Here is a 16,973-nt window from a genome sequence, read left to right on the forward strand (position 1 = left end):
GTAACATGAACTAATATAAGGGGTCGCTGTATTAAGCCAGATAGGGGTGGAATGGATGGCGGTGAAAGTTCTATTCTTTGGGGACATAGGGATTGATGATGCTGTTGCTCTTATCTATTCCCATTTGAATGAAGGTGTTGAACTGGTTGGGGTTGTTGCTGATTATGGTAATGTACCCAGAGAAGCAGCAGTATCCAGTGTCCATTACCTGCTGGAACTGTTCGACTTGAAGGGGAAAATAAGAGTAATTGGTGGAGCAGAAACGCCAATGACCGGCGAACAACCCACTTTTTATCCGGAAATTCACGGGAAGTATGGATTAGGACCTATTATTCCGGGGGTTTATGAAGGTGTTATTGAAAACTTTTTTGAAATTGTTCGTTTGATTGAGAAATATGAGAATGAATTGGTGATCGTTAATGTCGGAAGGTTGACTTCCTTGGCCACCATGTTCATATTGTATCAATCACTGATGGAGAAAGTGAAGGCATACTACATCATGGGGGGTGCCTTTTGGGTACCTGGAAATGTCACGGCTGTATCTGAGGCCAATATTTATGCGGATCCGATTGCGGCGGACATTGTTTTCACTTATGCCACTAATGTTACCATTTTTCCATTGAATGTTACCGATCATGCGATTATAACACCTGCGATGTCTGATTACATAGCCTATAAAGGAAAGGCGAAAATTTTAAAAACCTTAGTTGATTATTATTATGAGTTTTATAAAAACAGAGATCCGGGTATTATTGGAAGTCCTATCCATGATTTACTCCCGGTAATGGCAGCCGTGGATGACACCATGTTCAGCTTTCGGATGCTGCCGGTGAAAGTTGTTACAGAACGGGAAGGAGCGCATCGTGGGCAAACCATTGCGGATATACGATCGTATGTAACGCTTCCGTCAAGCGAAAAGCGGCATCGGATCGCCTTTCAATTCGATTATTTTTCGTTTTATAAAAATTTCATGTGTACCATGACAGGAGAAGACTTTTAAACTTCAAACAAAAGCTCAGAGCCGTTAAAAATGCTCTGAGCTTACATTATTTTATGGACATGTCAGCCATAACAGGCTGCTTTTTTTATGCGATTCTGCCAAGTAGTCCGAATAGAACCAGGATGATGATGCTGCCCCACACTATATAAGTGAGAACCTTTTTCCATGGGAAACGGCTCTTTTTCCAGCGGTTCGGATTGAATGAAATATTTCCTTTACTAGTGGGAGTGCTGCTATTTTTCCAGATGGAAAAAGGACTGGCATTTTTCAACACAAGCGGTGCAAGGAAAAAACCGCCGGCCAGACCGCCGATATGACCAAGAATATTAATGTTCGGGCGAATGAATGTCATGACAAGGCCTATGATGAAGATAACCATGACAATCTGTGAATTAGCCTGGTCGATCAAGTGTTTCCGGTAGGCTACCATGAATAAGTAGACACCGAAAAGCCCGAAAATTGCTCCTGAAGCCCCGAGGTGTGGGATATACGAATCGGGATGGAATAAGTATGTAGCTACATTGCCGATGACTCCAGCGAACAAGTAAGTCGCGATGAACCTGGTTTTGCCGAGCATTTGTTCAAGTGCCGGGCCAAACAATATTAGGGAAAAAGAATTGAAGAACGCATGTCCGAGCCCATTGTGTAAGAAAATGGGAGTTACCAGCCTCCAGTATTCTCCTGAAGATATCGCGATATTAAGTCCTATACCTGCATGCAGCCAATCGAGGGCGAACCTGAATTGAAACAGGTCGATCAGCACCCATAAAAAAAGGTGAATGGCGACCAGGATGGATACGATTGGATAATAACGCAGAAATTCTTTAAAACTTTCGGTACGAAGAAACATGTTCCATCCCCTTTTTGTTAGTGACATTATTATAGACTATGCAAGCTGTGACACGGTTATATTTTTTCCTTTGTAGTATTTCAGTTATACTGAAATCATCAATAGGAAAAGGAAGAGTACAATGATAAAAGGTATCGGAATCGATCTGATAGAATTGGAACGAATTAATAAAATTATAATGCGTAATGACCGGTTTGTACAAAGAATACTTACCGAAAAGGAGCAATTGGAGCTAGCCTCATATAAACATGAAGCAAGGCGGATAGAATTTATTGCCGGACGTTTTGCTGCTAAAGAAGCAGTAGGGAAAGCTTTAGGTACGGGGATTGGAAAAGTGAGCTTTCAGGATATTGAAATTTCCCGCACAGATCAGGGGGCCCCTCAAATAAGTGTAAGCGGATATGAACATTTGCATATCTGGTTATCTATTTCACATAGCCGTGATCATGCCATCGCTCAGGTTGTATTAGAAGAGTAGGAGCATTCTGCATAAATGAATAGGCTGTCTCATATAGTTTAATGCGGGTAGGAGGGAACGATAGTGTATATTGTCACCGCAAAAGAAATGTACGATTGGGATCGAAAGTCAATCGAAGAAGCCGGGATGGACGGAAAACTTTTGATGGAAAATGCCGGACGGGCAGTAGCTGGACAAGTAGAAAAGCAGGTGCGAAGCGGCCAGCACATGATCGTGCTGATTGGTGCAGGCAATAATGGGGGGGACGGATTTGTCATCGCCCGTACGTTATTGAACAAAGGCTATGCGGTTAAAGCCTGGCAGCTCGTCCCTGATGAAAAAATCAGAGGGGATGCTCTGGCTCATAAACAACTGTATCTGGGGGCGGGGTATGAACTCAACCACTTCACAGGAGTGAATGAATTATTCCGCGAGCTGGATCAGGCAGATGTGATCATTGACGCCATGCTTGGGATTGGGGTTGAGGGGAAACTGAAGTCACCATTTGACCAAGTTGTAGCCTACGTCAATCAAACACAAGCCTTTAAAATTGCCGTCGATATTCCTACTGGTTTACCTGCAGATGAAGGTGTCACGGACTTTGATGGTTTACAGGCGGACTTTACGTGCATCATTGCCGCCCCAAAGATGAGTTTATTTCTGCAGCATACCGCCCCATATTATGGGGAGTGGGAGGTTGTGGAAATCGGGTTGCCGCCTTTGAAGCTTAACAAGCCTTCTCAATCGCTATGGGAAAGCCATAAAGCAATAGCATCTCTTCCAAAACGGAGTCCCTTTTCCCATAAAGGGACACATGGAAAGGGTCTGTTAATCGGAGGTTCCTGCCTGATGCCAGGTTCGATAGCTCTTTCTGCGCGGGCCGCGCTTCGGTCTGGAGCTGGGCTGGCAGCGGTGGCAACACCCGGCAGCGCCTGGCCTTCTGTTTCTTCACATATTCCAGAAGCTACTGCAATTAGTGCTAAAGAAGCCGATGGGATGTTGGCGGAAAGGCTGGATATGGATTTCTCAGGCTATGATGGAATCGCCCTTGGCATGGGGATGGGCAGGTCAGAAGCTTCAGGGGAGATTGTAAGGCAAGTAATAGAAGAAGCCGATGTCCCTGTACTCATTGACGCGGACGGCCTCTATCATTTGAGAGCGATGCTGGAGGTTTTGAAGAATCGTAACCAACCTGCCATTCTTACTCCTCATCCAGGTGAGATGGCTGGTCTGTTAGGGATTACAGTGCCTGAATTGCTGGCAAGGCCCTTTGAGAAGAGCCGGAGATTCGCTTGCATTCATGGGGTTTATTTAGTTTTAAAAGGGCCGGCAACGATTATTACTACGCCTGATGGAACCCAAGTGGTAGAAACGTCCGGAAACGCAGGTTTAGCTAAAGGAGGCAGCGGTGATGTCTTGTCCGGTATTTTGCTTGCGCTGATTATGCAATCGGAGTCCATTTCCGAAGCTTTATGCAATGGATGTTTCCTGCATGGGAAAACGGCAGAACTGCTTACAGCAGAAGAGCATTCCCAATCAGACTTGTTAGCAACTGACCTCATTGAGGGTCTATCCCAATCTTTTCGTACATTTGTATTTTAATCGGGTGAGCGCGTTCCCTTTGTCCTCGAAATGAGACAAAGGAGTTGAATTCATGAAGAAACGTAGTGCATTGATCATATTCGCTTCACTGTTCTTCATCCTGCTCACTGCATGTGGAGAAAAATCAAAAGAAGATGTGGTGCAAAATCTGGAAGAGAAGATCGAGAAAATGAGCGGCTACAAAACAAACGCCACCATGACAATGAATACGGGAAAAGAAGAACAAAAGTACCATATAGAAGTATGGCATAAGAAAAAAGATTTTTACCGTGTGAAGCTGCAGCACGATCAGGATGAAGAAGGCAGTCAAGTCATATTGAAGAATAAAGACGGTGTTTACGTATTGACTCCAGCACTGAATAAAAGCTTTAAATTCCAGAGTGATTGGCCGCAAAATAGCAGTCAGCCTTATCTCTATGAATCTTTAGTTCAGGACATCATGAAAGATCCTGAGTCTACATTTACGGTTATGGATGATTATTACATGTTCAAAACGAAAACAAACTATCAAAATAACAAATCGCTTCCTTATCAGGAAATCTATTTTGAGAAGAAAACCTATCAGCCTGTGCTTGTAAAAGTGTATGATCAGGATATGCAAGCATTGGTAGAAGTCCAATTCTCTAAATTCACGAAGGATCCTTCATTCAAGGAAGAAGATTTCGAAGTGCAAAAGAACATGGCTGCTGTCCAAAGTGAAGTGCCAGTGATGAATATGGAAGAAAATCAAGCATTCACGGTGCGCTACCCTTCCGAACAGCTGGGTGCAGAAATGACAGAAAAACAGGAAGTGGACCTCGAGAACGGAAAGCGTGTCATCATGACTTATGAGGGGGAAAGGAATTTCACATTGATACAGGAACAAGCAGAAGTTCAAACAGTGAGCACTTCAGATGTCGTTCCCGTTCAAGGTGAACCTGTCAATTTAGGCTTTACCGTTGGGGCACAAAGTGAAAATATGCTGGAATGGAATTATAAAGGAATGAACTTCCGCTTGGCCAGTGAATCGTTAACGAAAGAAGAAATGATTGCAGTGGCAAGCTCTGTCTATGAGCAGGCAGAAAAATAATTGACGTTGGGCAGGCTCAGTGGGTCTGCTTTTATTTTTTTGAACGAGAGACAAGGTGCGATAGGATTGACAGGGCCGTATCATCATTCAATAATAGATGAAAGGAAATTGAGAGGAGAACACAGCCTTGGCAATCGAAACTTTTTATCGTGATTCCTGGGTGGAAATCCGCCTGGATGCGATTTCGTATAATATCCAGAATTTAAGAAACCATATTCCGAAAGAAAAGAAGATATTTGCTGTCGTTAAAGCTAACGCATATGGACACGGAGATATCCAGGTTGCCGGTGCGGCTCTGGATGCTGGAGCCGATGCCCTGGCAGTATCCCTGCTTGATGAAGCGTTGCGGCTCAGGGCCAATGGCATCACTGCTCCGATTCTGGTTATGGGGTGGATCCGAAGCCAGGATGCCCCCATTGCCGCTGAGCATGATATTACAGTGACCTTTTTTCAAATGGAGTGGATACAGGAAGTAAAGGAGCTGGAGTTGCCCAGACCCCTGAAACTGCACATGAAATGGGATACAGGGATGGGAAGGGTAGGAATACGTACCTTGGATGAATTGGAAAGCTTATTAGCCGAGCTTGATGATGATCGTTTATTACTGGAAGGGGTGTTTACCCACTTTGCTACCGCAGATGAGGAAGATTTTGTTTATTTTGAGCATCAGCGGCGTCTATACAAGGATATGAGGGCGTATGTAGAAGGGGTTTGGCCGAAGCCGATTGTCTTTCACTCCAGTAATAGTGCAACAAGTTTACGCTTTCCTGGGCAGCAGGAAGATATGCTCCGATTTGGAATTAGCCTGTATGGACTATACCCTTCTCCAGTAGTAAAAGAAGAACGTCCGATTGATCTTCAACCTGCCTTTTCTCTCCACAGCAGACTTGTCCATGTCAAGCAGGTGAACAAAGGGGATTGCGTCAGTTATGGAGCTACCTATTGTGCAGAAAAAGATGAATGGATCGGTACCGTTCCGCTGGGTTATGCAGATGGGTGGATCAGACAGTTACAAGGAATGGATGTACTCATAAATGGCAAGCGTATGCCGATTGTAGGAAGAATTTGCATGGATCAGTTTATGGTCAAGCTCGATCAGCCGTACGAGGTGGGAGAGAAGGTTACATTGATAGGCAGACAAGGAAATGAAGAAATTTCCATGGATGAAGTAGCGGCTTATTTGCACACCATCAATTATGAGGTTCCATGCATCATCAGTTCCCGTGTGCCAAGAATTTATTATGACCACGGGGAACTCATTGAAGTAAAAAACGCAGTGACGGGTTAAATCAATGCATTGTGGCAATATATCCCTATACCCCGAATTGCTCTCATGAAAACACAATTTCAGGAAAAAATGCCGGAAGCCCTTTGCAAACCAACCGATAGAGTGGTAATATGAGAATGGAATTATAGACTGGTTTTTTACAAAAGTGGATGGTGGAGGTGGATGGTCTTGTCCGACAATCTGCAGGAAATCACAATCAAACTTCCTCAAAGCATGTTGAATGAAGTAGATGGGGTAGTGCAACTCGAGAACGGGAATTGGAGCGATTTCATGTATCAGGCAACGAAAATGTATTTGCGGGAGAAGAAAAAACGCCATATCAGAGAATCCATGCGAAACGGCTACGTGGAGATGGCAAAAATCAATCTTAATATAGCTTCGGAAGCTTTTCAGGCGGAAGAGGAGGCGGAGAACACCCTAGAACGCCTAGTGAGCGGGGTGTGAAGATTTGATAGTCAAACGCGGCGACGTATATTTCGCTGATTTATCCCCGGTGGTGGGGTCCGAACAAGGCGGCGTCCGCCCTGTGCTCATTCTCCAGAACGATATCGGAAATCGTTTCAGTCCAACAGTCATCGTGGCTGCCATCACAGCGCAAATACAAAAAGCCAAACTCCCGACCCATGTGGAAATCAATGCTGAAAAATATGGTTTTGAAAGAGATTCAGTTATTTTATTAGAACAGATACGGACAATTGATAAACAAAGACTGACAGATAAGATAACGCAATTAGACGAAAAGATGATGAAGCGCGTCGATGAGGCGTTGCAAATCAGTCTTGGTCTGATAGCTTTTTGATGAAACCGCTCCGTAAACGGGCGGTTTTTTTCGTATATTATCAAAGTCTATTTTCAATTTGTTAAATAATCTTTCTTTCACATGAGTTTATAGTAGTATAAAGATACATAATAGGTGGTGTAGATTGATGTCGGGCCTGGTCGGAATATATACCAAAAAAGGGTAAAATGATGTTTTTATTTGATTAAGGGTACGATTCATGGGAAAATGTTTAATAAACTAAAATTAATGGTGAATTATGCGGGGGTAAAACATGGATGCCAAATTAAAGAGCCTTGTGCTTGAAAACAGTAATGATATTGTCAAGATGTGGCTGGAAGAAGTCCAAAACAATAAAAATAAGGAATACACTTCCACGATCTCTGATGAATTATTTGAAAGTACAAACAGAGAGTTTGTGAATGTCATTTTTTCCAGCATTGAAAACCAGGGGTTGAGCTCTGAGTTGGACGACTTTTCAGAGCGACTGATCAACCTGGGCTGGCCATTGAGTTATCTCACTGACGGAATGCAAGTGTTTCGCAGAGTGACGATTGATTTTATACTTAGCCAATCAGACAAAGTTGACTCGGAATACTTATCCAGAGTGATGCAAAAGGTGGATGCCTGGGTAGGACCAATCATCAATAGACTGGTCAACGAATATTCCGGCAGCTGGGAACATATTGTTTCCTTGCAGCGTGTGGCTCTGCAGGAATTATCCGCCCCGTTGATTCCTGTGATGGAAAACATTACGGTTATGCCATTGATCGGTACGATTGATACAGAACGTGCGAAGCTGATTATGGAGAACTTGCTGGATGGAGTCATCAAACACCATGCAGATGTCGTGCTGATTGATATTACAGGGGTACCGGTGGTTGACACCATGGTTGCCCATCATATCATCCAGGCAGCTGAAGCGGTAAGGCTGATTGGATCTACATGCATTTTAGTGGGTATCCGCCCTGAGATTGCCCAGACGATTGTGAACCTGGGGATTGATTTGACGAAGTTCCCCACCAAAAGTTCTTTGCGCAAAGGGTTTCAATCCGCGCTTGAACTTACCAACCGCAAGATAGTGGCCACAGAAGAAAAGGACGAAAGCATTGAAAAACTAATCGATTCACTAGATGGGGAGTGAAGGCTGTGAGAATTCCTATTTTAAAGCTTCATAATTACTTGCTGATCTCTATTCAGATTGATTTGGATGACCAGACAGCCATTCAATTTCAAGAAGATCTATTAAATAAAATCCACTCCAGTGGTGCCACTGGCGTTGTCATTGATCTGACTTCGGTGGATATCATCGATTCATTCATCGCGAAAGTACTAGGTGATGTAGTGACGATGTCAGATTTGATGGGCGCAAAAGTTGTATTGACTGGCATCCAGCCAGCTGTTGCGATGACGTTGATCGACCTTGGAATCCATATGCAGGATGTACCGACGGCATTAGACTTAGAACAAGGGTTGATTAAACTTCGTCAGGAATTGGAGGAATAAGCGCATGGACTTCCAATCCTGTGTCAATATTAAAAAGGAATGGGATATAGTCGGGGCTCGTCAATTAGGACGGGATATTGCTAAAAAGATCGGCTTCGGTACGGTCGACCAAGCGCGCATTGCGACTGCCATTTCAGAATTAGCAAGGAATATATATTTATATGCAGGAAGTGGAAAGGTTTGTTTTGAGGCCATTGATGATATGAACCATAAAGGGTTGAGTATCATCGCAGTAGATGAGGGGCCTGGCATTGAAGAGTTGAGCCAGGTGATGGAAGATGGTTTTTCTACCTCTGGGGGACTCGGAGCAGGCCTTCCTGGTGTCAAGAGATTGATGGATGAATTTGATATTGTGTCAGAGCAAGGAAAAGGCACAGAAATTAAAGTTGTCAAATGGCTCCGTTAAAGGAGGTTTAAACGATGAGCACCTTGAAGCTTGACCTTGAAAATTATAAAGAATTATTGAAAGAATATATCAGAACTAAGGATGAACAAGCCTTATATCAGGCTGAACAATTCAGTAAACACTCGATGCAGCACAATATTTCGCCTGAAGAAATCATAAATATTCATGTACAATCATTACAGGAAATCTACCCTGAAATGCCGGCTGATATCCAGGCCTCCATGAATTTCCTTCTGGAAACCATGATTTCCTATGGGCTGGCATATCAAGAGCATCAAGCTTTGAGAGAAAAGCAGCTTGAGTTGAAATCCGAATTATCGGTAGCTGCTAATATGCAGAAGACATTGCTTTCTACAAACAAACCCGATTTCAATGGAATAGATATTGGCGCTATCAGCGTACCAGCAAAACAGATGAATGGAGATTATCATCATTTTGTACAGGACCAGGAAGGTTCCTTGGGAATCGGTATCGCGGACGTAATTGGTAAAGGGGTCCCAGCAGCGTTATGTATGTCTATGATCAAATATTCCATGGACAGTTTTCCTCATAAGCGCATGGACCCTAGTGTTATTTTAGAAAGCCTTAACCGGGTAGTGGAACGTAATGTTGATTCCAGTATGTTCATTACTATGTTTTATGGCCTGTATAACCCGCAGGATCATAAGTTCTATTATTCATCTGCAGGCCACGAGCCAGGGTATTATTACCACCATGAACAAGGGGAGTTTTCCGAAATGGACGCTCCAGGGCTTGTACTCGGAGTTACCAAAGATGCAGAATATCCGCAAAAAGAAAAGCTGGTGGAACCTGGTGATATGATTATCATGTTGACCGATGGTGTAACAGAATGCCGTCAGGGCGACCGGTTTATAGAGCCGGAGGAAGTACTTGAAATCATAAAGGAATATATGCATTTACCTGCGCAGGAAATGGTAGAGCAAGTGTACAAGCACTTTGAAAAGTTACAGGATTTTCAGTTAAGGGATGATTTTACCCTCGTTGTTCTTAGAAGAGATGTTTAGCACACGCTTGAAGTGGGTACAAGTCATCTGATGCACCATTTTCTATATTGAGAGGATGAGTTAATTGAACTTAACGATAGATGTAACGAATAAAGAACACAAATCAGTGGTCAGCCTTTCAGGAGAAATCGACGCGTTTACAGCTCCAAAACTGAAAGAAGAACTGTTACCCCTGACAAAAGAAGAAGGCAAAACAGTAGAAGTTGACCTTAATAATGTCAACTATATGGATAGTACCGGACTTGGTGTTTTCATCAGTGCTTTGAAGTCAACCAAAGAACATGATTCCGAATTGAAGCTGGTTCATATGCAAGAGCGTGTGCACCGTCTGTTCAAAATCACCGGGCTAACCGAGATCATGAATATCGACTCTACAGTACAAGGTGGAATTTAACAATGGAACCATTTGATTTTGTTGAAGTGAAGGTACCTGCCAAGCCTGAGTATGTAGGTGTGGTAAGGTTAAGTACTTCTGGTATAGCCAATCGTATGGGTTTTTCTTATGAAGATATTGAAGATTTGAAAGTTGCTATTTCAGAAGCGATTACCAATGCAGTTAAACATGCATATAAAGAAACCGATGAAGGTGAAATAACAATCGGTTTCGGCGTTTATAGTGATCGTCTGGAAATCATGGTAGCAGACCATGGCGGAAGTTTTGATCTTTCCAATGTTAAAGAAGATATCGGTCCTTACCAACAGAATGATGCGATCGAAGACCTGCGAGAAGGGGGCTTCGGGTTGTTTTTGATTGATGCCTTGATGGATAAGGTGGAGATCAGTAGCAGATATGGAGTCATAGTGCTTATGACGAAGTATCTTTCTGAGAATGAGGTGGGTCAAGATGGCGACCAGATCTCAACAACACAATAAAGGGGAAGATGAAGTATACCAATGGATTGCTTATCTCCAGGAAAACCCTAGAGATGAGGAAGTCCAGGAAAAAGTGGTATTAGCATATAAGGATCTGGTTGAATCTATAGCCAGAAAATATTCAAAAAACAGCTCGATTCATGAAGACCTTGCTCAAGTTGGTATGTTAGGTCTGTTGGCAGCTATTCGCAGGTATGACCCGTCTTTCGGTAAATCGTTTGAGTCATTTGCCATTCCTACGATTATTGGGGAGATCAAGCGTTTTATCCGGGATAAAACCTGGAGTGTGCATGTGCCAAGACGAATTAAAGAATTAGGACCGAAAATTAAAAAAGCAGCTGAAGAATTAACCACTCAATTACAGCGTTCACCTTCTGTATTAGAGATTGCTGATTATTTAGAGGTATCGGAAGAAGATGTGTTAGAAACGATGGAGATGGGTAAGAGCTACAAAGCATTGTCTGTGGATCGGAAAATCGAAGCAGATTCGGATGGCAGCACTGTCACGATCTTAGATTTAATTGGCAATCAGGAAGCCGGATATGATCAAATCGATCAGCAGATGCTTTTAGAGAAAGTGCTTCCTATCTTATCCGAACGCGAACAGGAAATTCTTCAATGTACCTATTTTGAAAATATGAGTCAGAAGGATACCGGCGAGCAATTGGGAATATCCCAGATGCATGTATCCAGGCTACAGCGCCGAGCGCTTAGGAAACTCCGTGAAGCCCTGCAATCCGAATCCTCGGAGGCTTTCTATTGAGTAATGAAGTACGTCGTGTGAAAATTGCAACGTATCAAAAGCCTAAGAAGGGAAACTATTATTGTGGGGACAGTTTTTATTACAAAGAAACGGAACATTCATTTGTTTGCGCGATAGCTGACGGGCTTGGCAGCGGCGAACTAGCCAAAGAATCCTCCCAGGCTGTCATGGATGTGATTGAAGACAATCCTGACCTGCCTATTGAAGGCCTGATCAAGAAGTGCAACGAAGCCCTCATGAGCAAACGAGGGGTAGTCCTGGGTATATTGAAGATCGACTTTCCTTCAGAGACCTATTCCTATTCTTCAATTGGTAATATCGGCATCATGACGGTGACGAGTGAAGGCCGAAAGAAACGTAATATTCCGTTAGCCGGTTATCTCACCGGTTATCCGAAAAAAATGCGCGTCGTCCACGGTAAACTGGAACGTGGTTTAGTATTCATCATGTTTTCGGATGGTGTGAATGAGCGCCAGCTTTCATCTAAACTATTTCATGATTTTGACGTGGAGCGAATTGTGAAACACTATGAAATTGAAAATGGTGGTGTCAGAGATGATGATACGACACTAATTGCCATGAAATATGACTGAAGGGCCTTATCTCACAGTATCAGGGATAGGGTCCTTTTTAGTCCGTACAGAAAAACACACCTAAAGTCTGTTAGAATAAAGAAGATATGTATTGTTTGAGGAGGTTGCACGTTGAGTGAACAAAGTGTAAAAACGTCACCGGAAGCATGGGTGGCTCAAGAAGCAAATGTAGCTGAAAAGGCTGTAAAACAAGTAATTGATATGCTCGCCGATGGGAATACCGTACCGTTCATAGCCAGATACCGAAAAGAAATGACCGGTGGTCTGGACGAAGTACAAATTAAAACCATCGAAGATAAATGGAACTATGTTCAGAATTTGAACCAGCGAAAAGAAGAAGTAATCCGTCTGATCGAAGAACAGGGGAAACTCACAGATGAATTGCACAGAGACATAAAACAAGCATCACAGCTCCAAAAAGTGGAGGACTTATACCGTCCTTATAAACAAAAAAGACGTACTCGTGCTACAGTTGCCAAAGAAAAAGGCCTGGAGCCGTTAGCAGAACAAGTATGGGCACAAAAAACAATGGACCTTGACGGGGAAGCTGCGGCGTATATCTCTGAAGAAAACGAGCTACATACGGCAGAAGATGTCCTGGCGGGAGTCAACGACATCATTGCAGAGTGGATTGCTGATCATCCTGAATATCGGGAGAATATCCGCCAAAAAACCTTTCAGTCCGGTACGGTCAAGTCTGCAGCAAAGAATGATGAAGCTGATGAAAAAGGCGTTTTCGAAATGTATTATGATTACCAGGAACCGGTAAGGGCGATCGTTTCCCACCGTGTGCTGGCTTTGAATCGGGGAGAAAAAGAAGGGGTTATCAAAGTCTCTATCAATCCTCCCGAAGAAAGCATCATCACTTATCTGGAACGTAAAGTCATTCGTAATTCTACAGCACAGGATATACGTGACTTTTTAGTTTCTGCTATCCAGGACGGGTACAAACGCCTGATTGAACCTTCGGTGGAAAGAGAGATCCGTAACAGCCTTTCTGAAAAAGCGGAAGAACAAGCGATTGAAGTCTTTTCCCAAAATTTACGCAGCTTACTGTTGCAACCGCCGTTAAAAGGGAAAACCGTCCTTGGGGTGGATCCGGCCTATCGTACAGGTTGCAAGCTGGGCGTCATCGACGAAATCGGAAAAGTCCATGGAGTTTCGGTTATGTACCCCACACCACCACGTAATGACACAAAAGGTGCAGAAAAGATGTTGCTCTCTTATTTAGAAAGGCATCCGATTGAGTTGATAGCGATCGGAAATGGAACGGCGTCCAGGGAGACTGAACAATTCATTGCCGATATGATCCAAAAGCACAACCTTGACATTGCTTATATGATTGTCAATGAAGCAGGAGCAAGTGTTTATTCCGCATCACCTTTGGCGCGGGAAGAGTTTCCGGAACTGCAGGTGGAAGAGCGAAGTGCGATTTCCATCGCCCGCCGTGTCCAGGACCCATTGGCCGAGCTGGTCAAGATCGATCCACAATCCATTGGGGTAGGGCAATACCAGCACGACGTAACCCAGAAAAAACTGAAAGAATCATTGACATTTGTCGTTGAAACTGCAGTAAACCAGGTTGGTGTTAATGTTAATACTGCATCAAGCTCACTGCTTCAATATGTTTCTGGTTTAAGCAAGACAGTAGCAAACAATGTAGTGAAACAAAGGGAAGAGCTTGGCAAGTTTACGAACAGGAAACAACTGAAAAAAATCCCAAGGCTTGGGGCGAAGACATACGAACAAAGTATTGGTTTCTTACGAGTGCTGGATGGTGATGAAGCACTGGACCGAACACCGATCCACCCGGAAAGTTATCAAGCAGCCCGGGAACTATTACAAATAGTCGGAAGCAATGAAAAAGATTTAGGTACGAAACAGCTTGCCGATAATTTGAAAGAGATGGAGACGGAGGAAACAGCAGAAAAGTTAAATATCGGTCTGCCTACATTGCAGGATATCATCAAAGCACTGGTTCAGCCTGGCCGGGATCCCCGGGATGACTTGCCTAAGCCATTACTGAAAAAGAATGTGCTCGCCATGGAGGATTTGGAAGAAGGAATGGAATTAGAAGGTACGGTCCGTAATGTAGTTGATTTTGGTGCTTTCGTAGATATCGGAGTCAAACAGGATGGGCTTGTTCATATATCCAAGCTTGCCAACAAGTTTGTCAAGCATCCAATGGATGTGGTCTCAGTTGGAGATGTAGTCACCGTATGGGTGGAAAAGGTAGATGTTGATAAGCAGAGGATTGCATTGACAATGGTCGATAAATAACGCCACAAAAAGCAACAACCTTTTTTAAAAATATAAAAAGATACCAGGATGTATCCATTTCTGGTATCTTTTATTTATATTCCTTTTTGTAAAAGAACCAACATTGATTCAGCATTTTTATTTGATACTTATCTTTATGATAAAAAGCATTTGCCATCTGTTTTTTTAACCAGCCAGGCATTTGGTTTACAGACCTCCTTGATGAAAAAATAAGTTGCTATGATAAGATATGCAAGTAGTATAGGTGGTGTGACTATATGATGGAATTAGACCAGGCTCAATTGGAAAAATTAACGCATCAGATATCAGAGAAATACTTTAACAAACCGTTTCTTGATCACGTATGTTTCAATACCAGGCTCCGGACTACGGGAGGAAGGTATATTCCTGCCAAGCGTACGATCGAATTGAATCCGAAGTTTCTGGAGGAAATAGGGGAAGAAGAGTTCATAGGAATCATCAAGCACGAGCTGTGTCATTATCATCTGCATATTGAAGGAAAAGGATACAAGCACCGGGACCCTGAGTTTCGTCAGCTGCTGAAACATACCGGATCTCCGCGTTTCTGCTCACAACTACCTTCTCAGAGATCTAAAAGAAAACATCATTATTATTGTGAAAAGTGCGGTCAATCCTATGCGAGGGTCAGAAGAGTCGACACAAAACGGTACCGCTGTGGAAAATGTCGTGGAAAATTAAAAAAACATGACAAGAAATATTGACGAAATTCATCGCCCGTGTTAAATTAAATAAGCCTTAAAAAAACAAGCCAAAACACATAACTCATTTTTAAAAAAGTGTTTGACAAGCCTGGCTAAATATTATATTATATTTAACGTCGCTGTTGTTACGCTTTAACACAGCGAAGCCAACCTCATCGAAAGATCTTCGAAGCAAGCTTTGCGAGGAATTCAACATCATTGATTTAGCCAGAAAGATGAATGATATGGTTGAATGAAGAGCACATAACCTAAGATTGCAGCTCAATGATATACTCAATAATATCATTCCACCGTAGCTCAGTGGTAGAGCAATCGGCTGTTAACCGATTGGTCGTAGGTTCGAATCCTACCGGTGGAGCCAGTGGAGAAGTACTCAAGTGGCTGAAGAGGCGCCCCTGCTAAGGGTGTAGGTCGCGTAAGCGGCGCGAGGGTTCAAATCCCTCCTTCTCCGCCATTTTATTTTTTGTCTGAATGGCCCGTTGGTCAAGTGGTTAAGACACCGCCCTTTCACGGCGGTAACACGGGTTCGAATCCCGTACGGGTCACTTTTGTTTTTTTGGAAATTACATAGGTCCGGTAGTTCAGTTGGTTAGAATGCCTGCCTGTCACGCAGGAGGTCGCGGGTTCGAGTCCCGTCCGGACCGCCATTTTGTGTTTGGGCCATAGCCAAGCGGTAAGGCAGCGGATTTTGATTCCGTCATGCGCTGGTTCGAATCCAGCTGGCCCAGCCATTTTTTATTCCAAAATTAACTATTGACTTTAATTTGTAAAGTTCATATAATAGTCAATGTCGCTTTTTTAAGAAGATATATATTATGAGCCATTAGCTCAGTTGGAAGAGAAGCCGTAAACATCCTTGTACTACATCATTGTAGGCTTTGCGAGGAGTGAGGCATCATCTGAATTAGCTTGCAACACGACGAGCACAACACTCAAAATGATTGTAATACTTCTTTAATTAATGAGCCATTAGCTCAGTTGGTAGAGCATCTGACTTTTAATCAGAGGGTCGAAGGTTCGAATCCTTCATGGCTCACCATTTTATGCGGGTGTGGTGGAACTGGCAGACACGCTAGACTTAGGATCTAGTGCCTTACGGCGTGGGGGTTCGACTCCCTCCACCCGCACCATTTTTTGTTGTCATGTACAGCGTTTTAGTTTGTTTCCGGTTCGTTTTAAACTTGCGGTCGTGGCGGAATCGGCAGACGCGCTAGGTTGAGGGCCTAGTGGGGGTTCACCCCGTGGAGGTTCAAGTCCTCTCGGCCGCACCAAAAAAAGTATTGACTTAAAATTGAATGAATGTTATATTAGAAAATGTCGCTTTATTAAGCGCCCGTAGCTCAATTGGATAGAGCGTCTGACTACGGATCAGAAGGTTAGGGGTTCGACTCCTCTCGGGCGCGCCATTCTACGGGAAGTAGCTCAGCTTGGTAGAGCACTTGGTTTGGGACCAAGGGGTCGCAGGTTCGAATCCTGTCTTCCCGACCATCGATGTAACAATATCAATAATATATGCGGGTGTAGTTTAGTGGTAAAACCTCAGCCTTCCAAGCTGATGATGTGGGTTCGATTCCCATCACCCGCTCCATTAATCCGATTTTTTCACTACGATGGATTTGCTTCATTGTAAAAAATCAATCGTGTGCTGTAAGCACTCCATTATTTCTTATTGAATTAATTGGGGCCTGTAGCTCAGTTGGTCAGAGCGCACGCCTGATAAGCGTGAGGTCGGTGGTTCAAGTCCACTCAGGCCCACCATTA

At 43.4% G+C, this 16,973-nt stretch carries 19 protein-coding genes and 12 tRNA genes; 29 read left to right on the forward strand and 2 right to left on the reverse strand.

Going from position 1 to position 16,973, the window contains the following annotated elements; translation table 11 throughout:
* The first annotated feature begins 55 nt into the window (after positions 1-55).
* Positions 56-1,000, forward strand: a complete 945-nt coding sequence (locus P855_RS0120005; RefSeq protein ID WP_028785201.1) for a nucleoside hydrolase — start codon at positions 56-58, stop codon at positions 998-1,000.
* Between the two features lie 85 nt (positions 1,001-1,085).
* On the opposite strand, the gene P855_RS0120010 is transcribed toward P855_RS0120005, so the two are convergent.
* Positions 1,086-1,850: a rhomboid family intramembrane serine protease gene (locus P855_RS0120010; RefSeq protein ID WP_028785202.1), complete on the reverse strand. Its 765-nt coding sequence runs from the start codon at positions 1,848-1,850 to the stop codon at positions 1,086-1,088.
* Positions 1,851-1,971: 121 nt separating this feature from the next.
* Here P855_RS0120010 and acpS point away from each other — a divergent pair, with 121 nt between their 5' ends.
* The 15 genes from acpS (at position 1,972) to P855_RS0120085 (ending at position 14,490) form a co-directional block, all read left to right on the forward strand.
* Positions 1,972-2,328, forward strand: coding sequence for a holo-ACP synthase (gene acpS / locus P855_RS0120015; RefSeq protein WP_028785203.1), 357 nt, complete (start codon positions 1,972-1,974; stop codon positions 2,326-2,328).
* 63 nt (positions 2,329-2,391) lie between these two features.
* Positions 2,392-3,909 carry a bifunctional ADP-dependent NAD(P)H-hydrate dehydratase/NAD(P)H-hydrate epimerase gene (locus P855_RS0120020; protein WP_028785204.1) on the forward strand — a complete coding sequence of 506 codons (1,518 nt, stop codon included), beginning with the start codon at positions 2,392-2,394 and terminating at the stop codon, positions 3,907-3,909.
* 52 nt (positions 3,910-3,961) lie between these two features.
* Positions 3,962-4,978, forward strand: a complete 1,017-nt coding sequence (locus P855_RS0120025) for a LolA family protein (RefSeq protein ID WP_028785205.1) — start codon at positions 3,962-3,964, stop codon at positions 4,976-4,978.
* Between the two features lie 127 nt (positions 4,979-5,105).
* Positions 5,106-6,266, forward strand: a complete 1,161-nt coding sequence (alr, locus tag P855_RS0120030; RefSeq protein ID WP_028785206.1) for an alanine racemase — start codon at positions 5,106-5,108, stop codon at positions 6,264-6,266.
* Positions 6,267-6,428: 162 nt separating this feature from the next.
* Positions 6,429-6,710 (forward strand): CopG family ribbon-helix-helix protein, encoded by a 282-nt coding sequence (locus P855_RS0120035; RefSeq protein ID WP_028785207.1) that lies wholly within the window; start codon positions 6,429-6,431, stop codon positions 6,708-6,710.
* 4 nt (positions 6,711-6,714) lie between these two features.
* Positions 6,715-7,065, forward strand: coding sequence for a type II toxin-antitoxin system PemK/MazF family toxin (locus tag P855_RS0120040; protein ID WP_028785208.1), 351 nt, complete (start codon positions 6,715-6,717; stop codon positions 7,063-7,065).
* Between the two features lie 253 nt (positions 7,066-7,318).
* Complete coding sequence (locus P855_RS0120045) at positions 7,319-8,188, forward strand: RsbT co-antagonist protein RsbRA (protein ID WP_028785209.1); 870 nt, start codon at positions 7,319-7,321, stop codon at positions 8,186-8,188.
* A gap of 5 nt (positions 8,189-8,193) precedes the next feature.
* Entirely contained in the window at positions 8,194-8,550 is a 357-nt protein-coding gene (locus P855_RS0120050) for an STAS domain-containing protein (RefSeq protein WP_028785210.1), read from the forward strand.
* Positions 8,551-8,554: 4 nt separating this feature from the next.
* The gene (locus P855_RS0120055) at positions 8,555-8,956 is read left to right on the forward strand and encodes an anti-sigma regulatory factor (RefSeq protein ID WP_028785211.1); all 402 of its coding nucleotides are present in this window, start codon (positions 8,555-8,557) and stop codon (positions 8,954-8,956) included.
* Between the two features lie 14 nt (positions 8,957-8,970).
* Positions 8,971-9,981 carry a PP2C family protein-serine/threonine phosphatase gene (locus tag P855_RS0120060; RefSeq protein WP_028785212.1) on the forward strand — a complete coding sequence of 337 codons (1,011 nt, stop codon included), beginning with the start codon at positions 8,971-8,973 and terminating at the stop codon, positions 9,979-9,981.
* Between the two features lie 64 nt (positions 9,982-10,045).
* Complete coding sequence (locus tag P855_RS0120065) at positions 10,046-10,375, forward strand: STAS domain-containing protein (protein WP_028785213.1); 330 nt, start codon at positions 10,046-10,048, stop codon at positions 10,373-10,375.
* Between the two features lie 2 nt (positions 10,376-10,377).
* Positions 10,378-10,854, forward strand: a complete 477-nt coding sequence (gene rsbW, locus P855_RS0120070) for an anti-sigma B factor RsbW (protein ID WP_028785214.1) — start codon at positions 10,378-10,380, stop codon at positions 10,852-10,854.
* Complete coding sequence (gene sigB, locus P855_RS0120075) at positions 10,826-11,617, forward strand: RNA polymerase sigma factor SigB (RefSeq protein WP_028785215.1); 792 nt, start codon at positions 10,826-10,828, stop codon at positions 11,615-11,617. The genes rsbW and sigB overlap by 29 nt, the downstream gene beginning before the upstream one ends.
* Positions 11,614-12,210 (forward strand): SpoIIE family protein phosphatase, encoded by a 597-nt coding sequence (locus tag P855_RS0120080; protein ID WP_028785216.1) that lies wholly within the window; start codon positions 11,614-11,616, stop codon positions 12,208-12,210. Before sigB ends, P855_RS0120080 begins: the two co-directional genes overlap by 4 nt.
* A 111-nt stretch (positions 12,211-12,321) precedes the next feature.
* Positions 12,322-14,490, forward strand: a complete 2,169-nt coding sequence (locus tag P855_RS0120085; RefSeq protein WP_028785217.1) for a Tex family protein — start codon at positions 12,322-12,324, stop codon at positions 14,488-14,490.
* Between the two features lie 70 nt (positions 14,491-14,560).
* On the opposite strand, the gene cmpA is transcribed toward P855_RS0120085, so the two are convergent.
* Positions 14,561-14,671 (reverse strand): cortex morphogenetic protein CmpA, encoded by a 111-nt coding sequence (gene cmpA, locus P855_RS22190; protein ID WP_085505089.1) that lies wholly within the window; start codon positions 14,669-14,671, stop codon positions 14,561-14,563.
* A 76-nt stretch (positions 14,672-14,747) separates the two neighbouring features.
* On the opposite strand from cmpA, the gene P855_RS0120095 reads away from it, so the two are divergent.
* The 13 genes from P855_RS0120095 (at position 14,748) to P855_RS0120155 (ending at position 16,970) form a co-directional block, all read left to right on the forward strand.
* The gene (locus P855_RS0120095; protein WP_028785218.1) at positions 14,748-15,212 is read left to right on the forward strand and encodes a SprT family protein; all 465 of its coding nucleotides are present in this window, start codon (positions 14,748-14,750) and stop codon (positions 15,210-15,212) included.
* Positions 15,213-15,498: 286 nt separating this feature from the next.
* Positions 15,499-15,573: transfer RNA gene (locus P855_RS0120100), tRNA-Asn, on the forward strand.
* Positions 15,574-15,575: 2 nt separating this feature from the next.
* Positions 15,576-15,666: transfer RNA gene (locus P855_RS0120105), tRNA-Ser, on the forward strand.
* 19 nt (positions 15,667-15,685) lie between these two features.
* Positions 15,686-15,757 (forward strand) — tRNA-Glu (locus P855_RS0120110).
* Positions 15,758-15,782: 25 nt separating this feature from the next.
* Positions 15,783-15,859 (forward strand) — tRNA-Asp (locus tag P855_RS0120115).
* A gap of 9 nt (positions 15,860-15,868) precedes the next feature.
* Positions 15,869-15,943: transfer RNA gene (locus tag P855_RS0120120), tRNA-Gln, on the forward strand.
* 232 nt (positions 15,944-16,175) lie between these two features.
* Positions 16,176-16,251, forward strand: a tRNA-Lys gene (locus P855_RS0120125).
* 6 nt (positions 16,252-16,257) lie between these two features.
* A tRNA-Leu gene (locus P855_RS0120130) sits at positions 16,258-16,342 on the forward strand.
* Positions 16,343-16,395: 53 nt separating this feature from the next.
* Positions 16,396-16,483, forward strand: a tRNA-Leu gene (locus tag P855_RS0120135).
* Between the two features lie 58 nt (positions 16,484-16,541).
* Positions 16,542-16,618: transfer RNA gene (locus P855_RS0120140), tRNA-Arg, on the forward strand.
* A gap of 5 nt (positions 16,619-16,623) precedes the next feature.
* Positions 16,624-16,700 (forward strand) — tRNA-Pro (locus P855_RS0120145).
* A 26-nt stretch (positions 16,701-16,726) separates the two neighbouring features.
* Positions 16,727-16,800: transfer RNA gene (locus P855_RS0120150), tRNA-Gly, on the forward strand.
* A gap of 93 nt (positions 16,801-16,893) precedes the next feature.
* Positions 16,894-16,970: transfer RNA gene (locus tag P855_RS0120155), tRNA-Ile, on the forward strand.
* The last annotated feature ends 3 nt before the right edge of the window (positions 16,971-16,973 follow it).

The organism is Thalassobacillus devorans MSP14, from assembly GCF_000496835.1.
Taxonomy (GTDB): domain Bacteria; phylum Bacillota; class Bacilli; order Bacillales; family Halobacillaceae; genus Thalassobacillus; species Thalassobacillus devorans_B.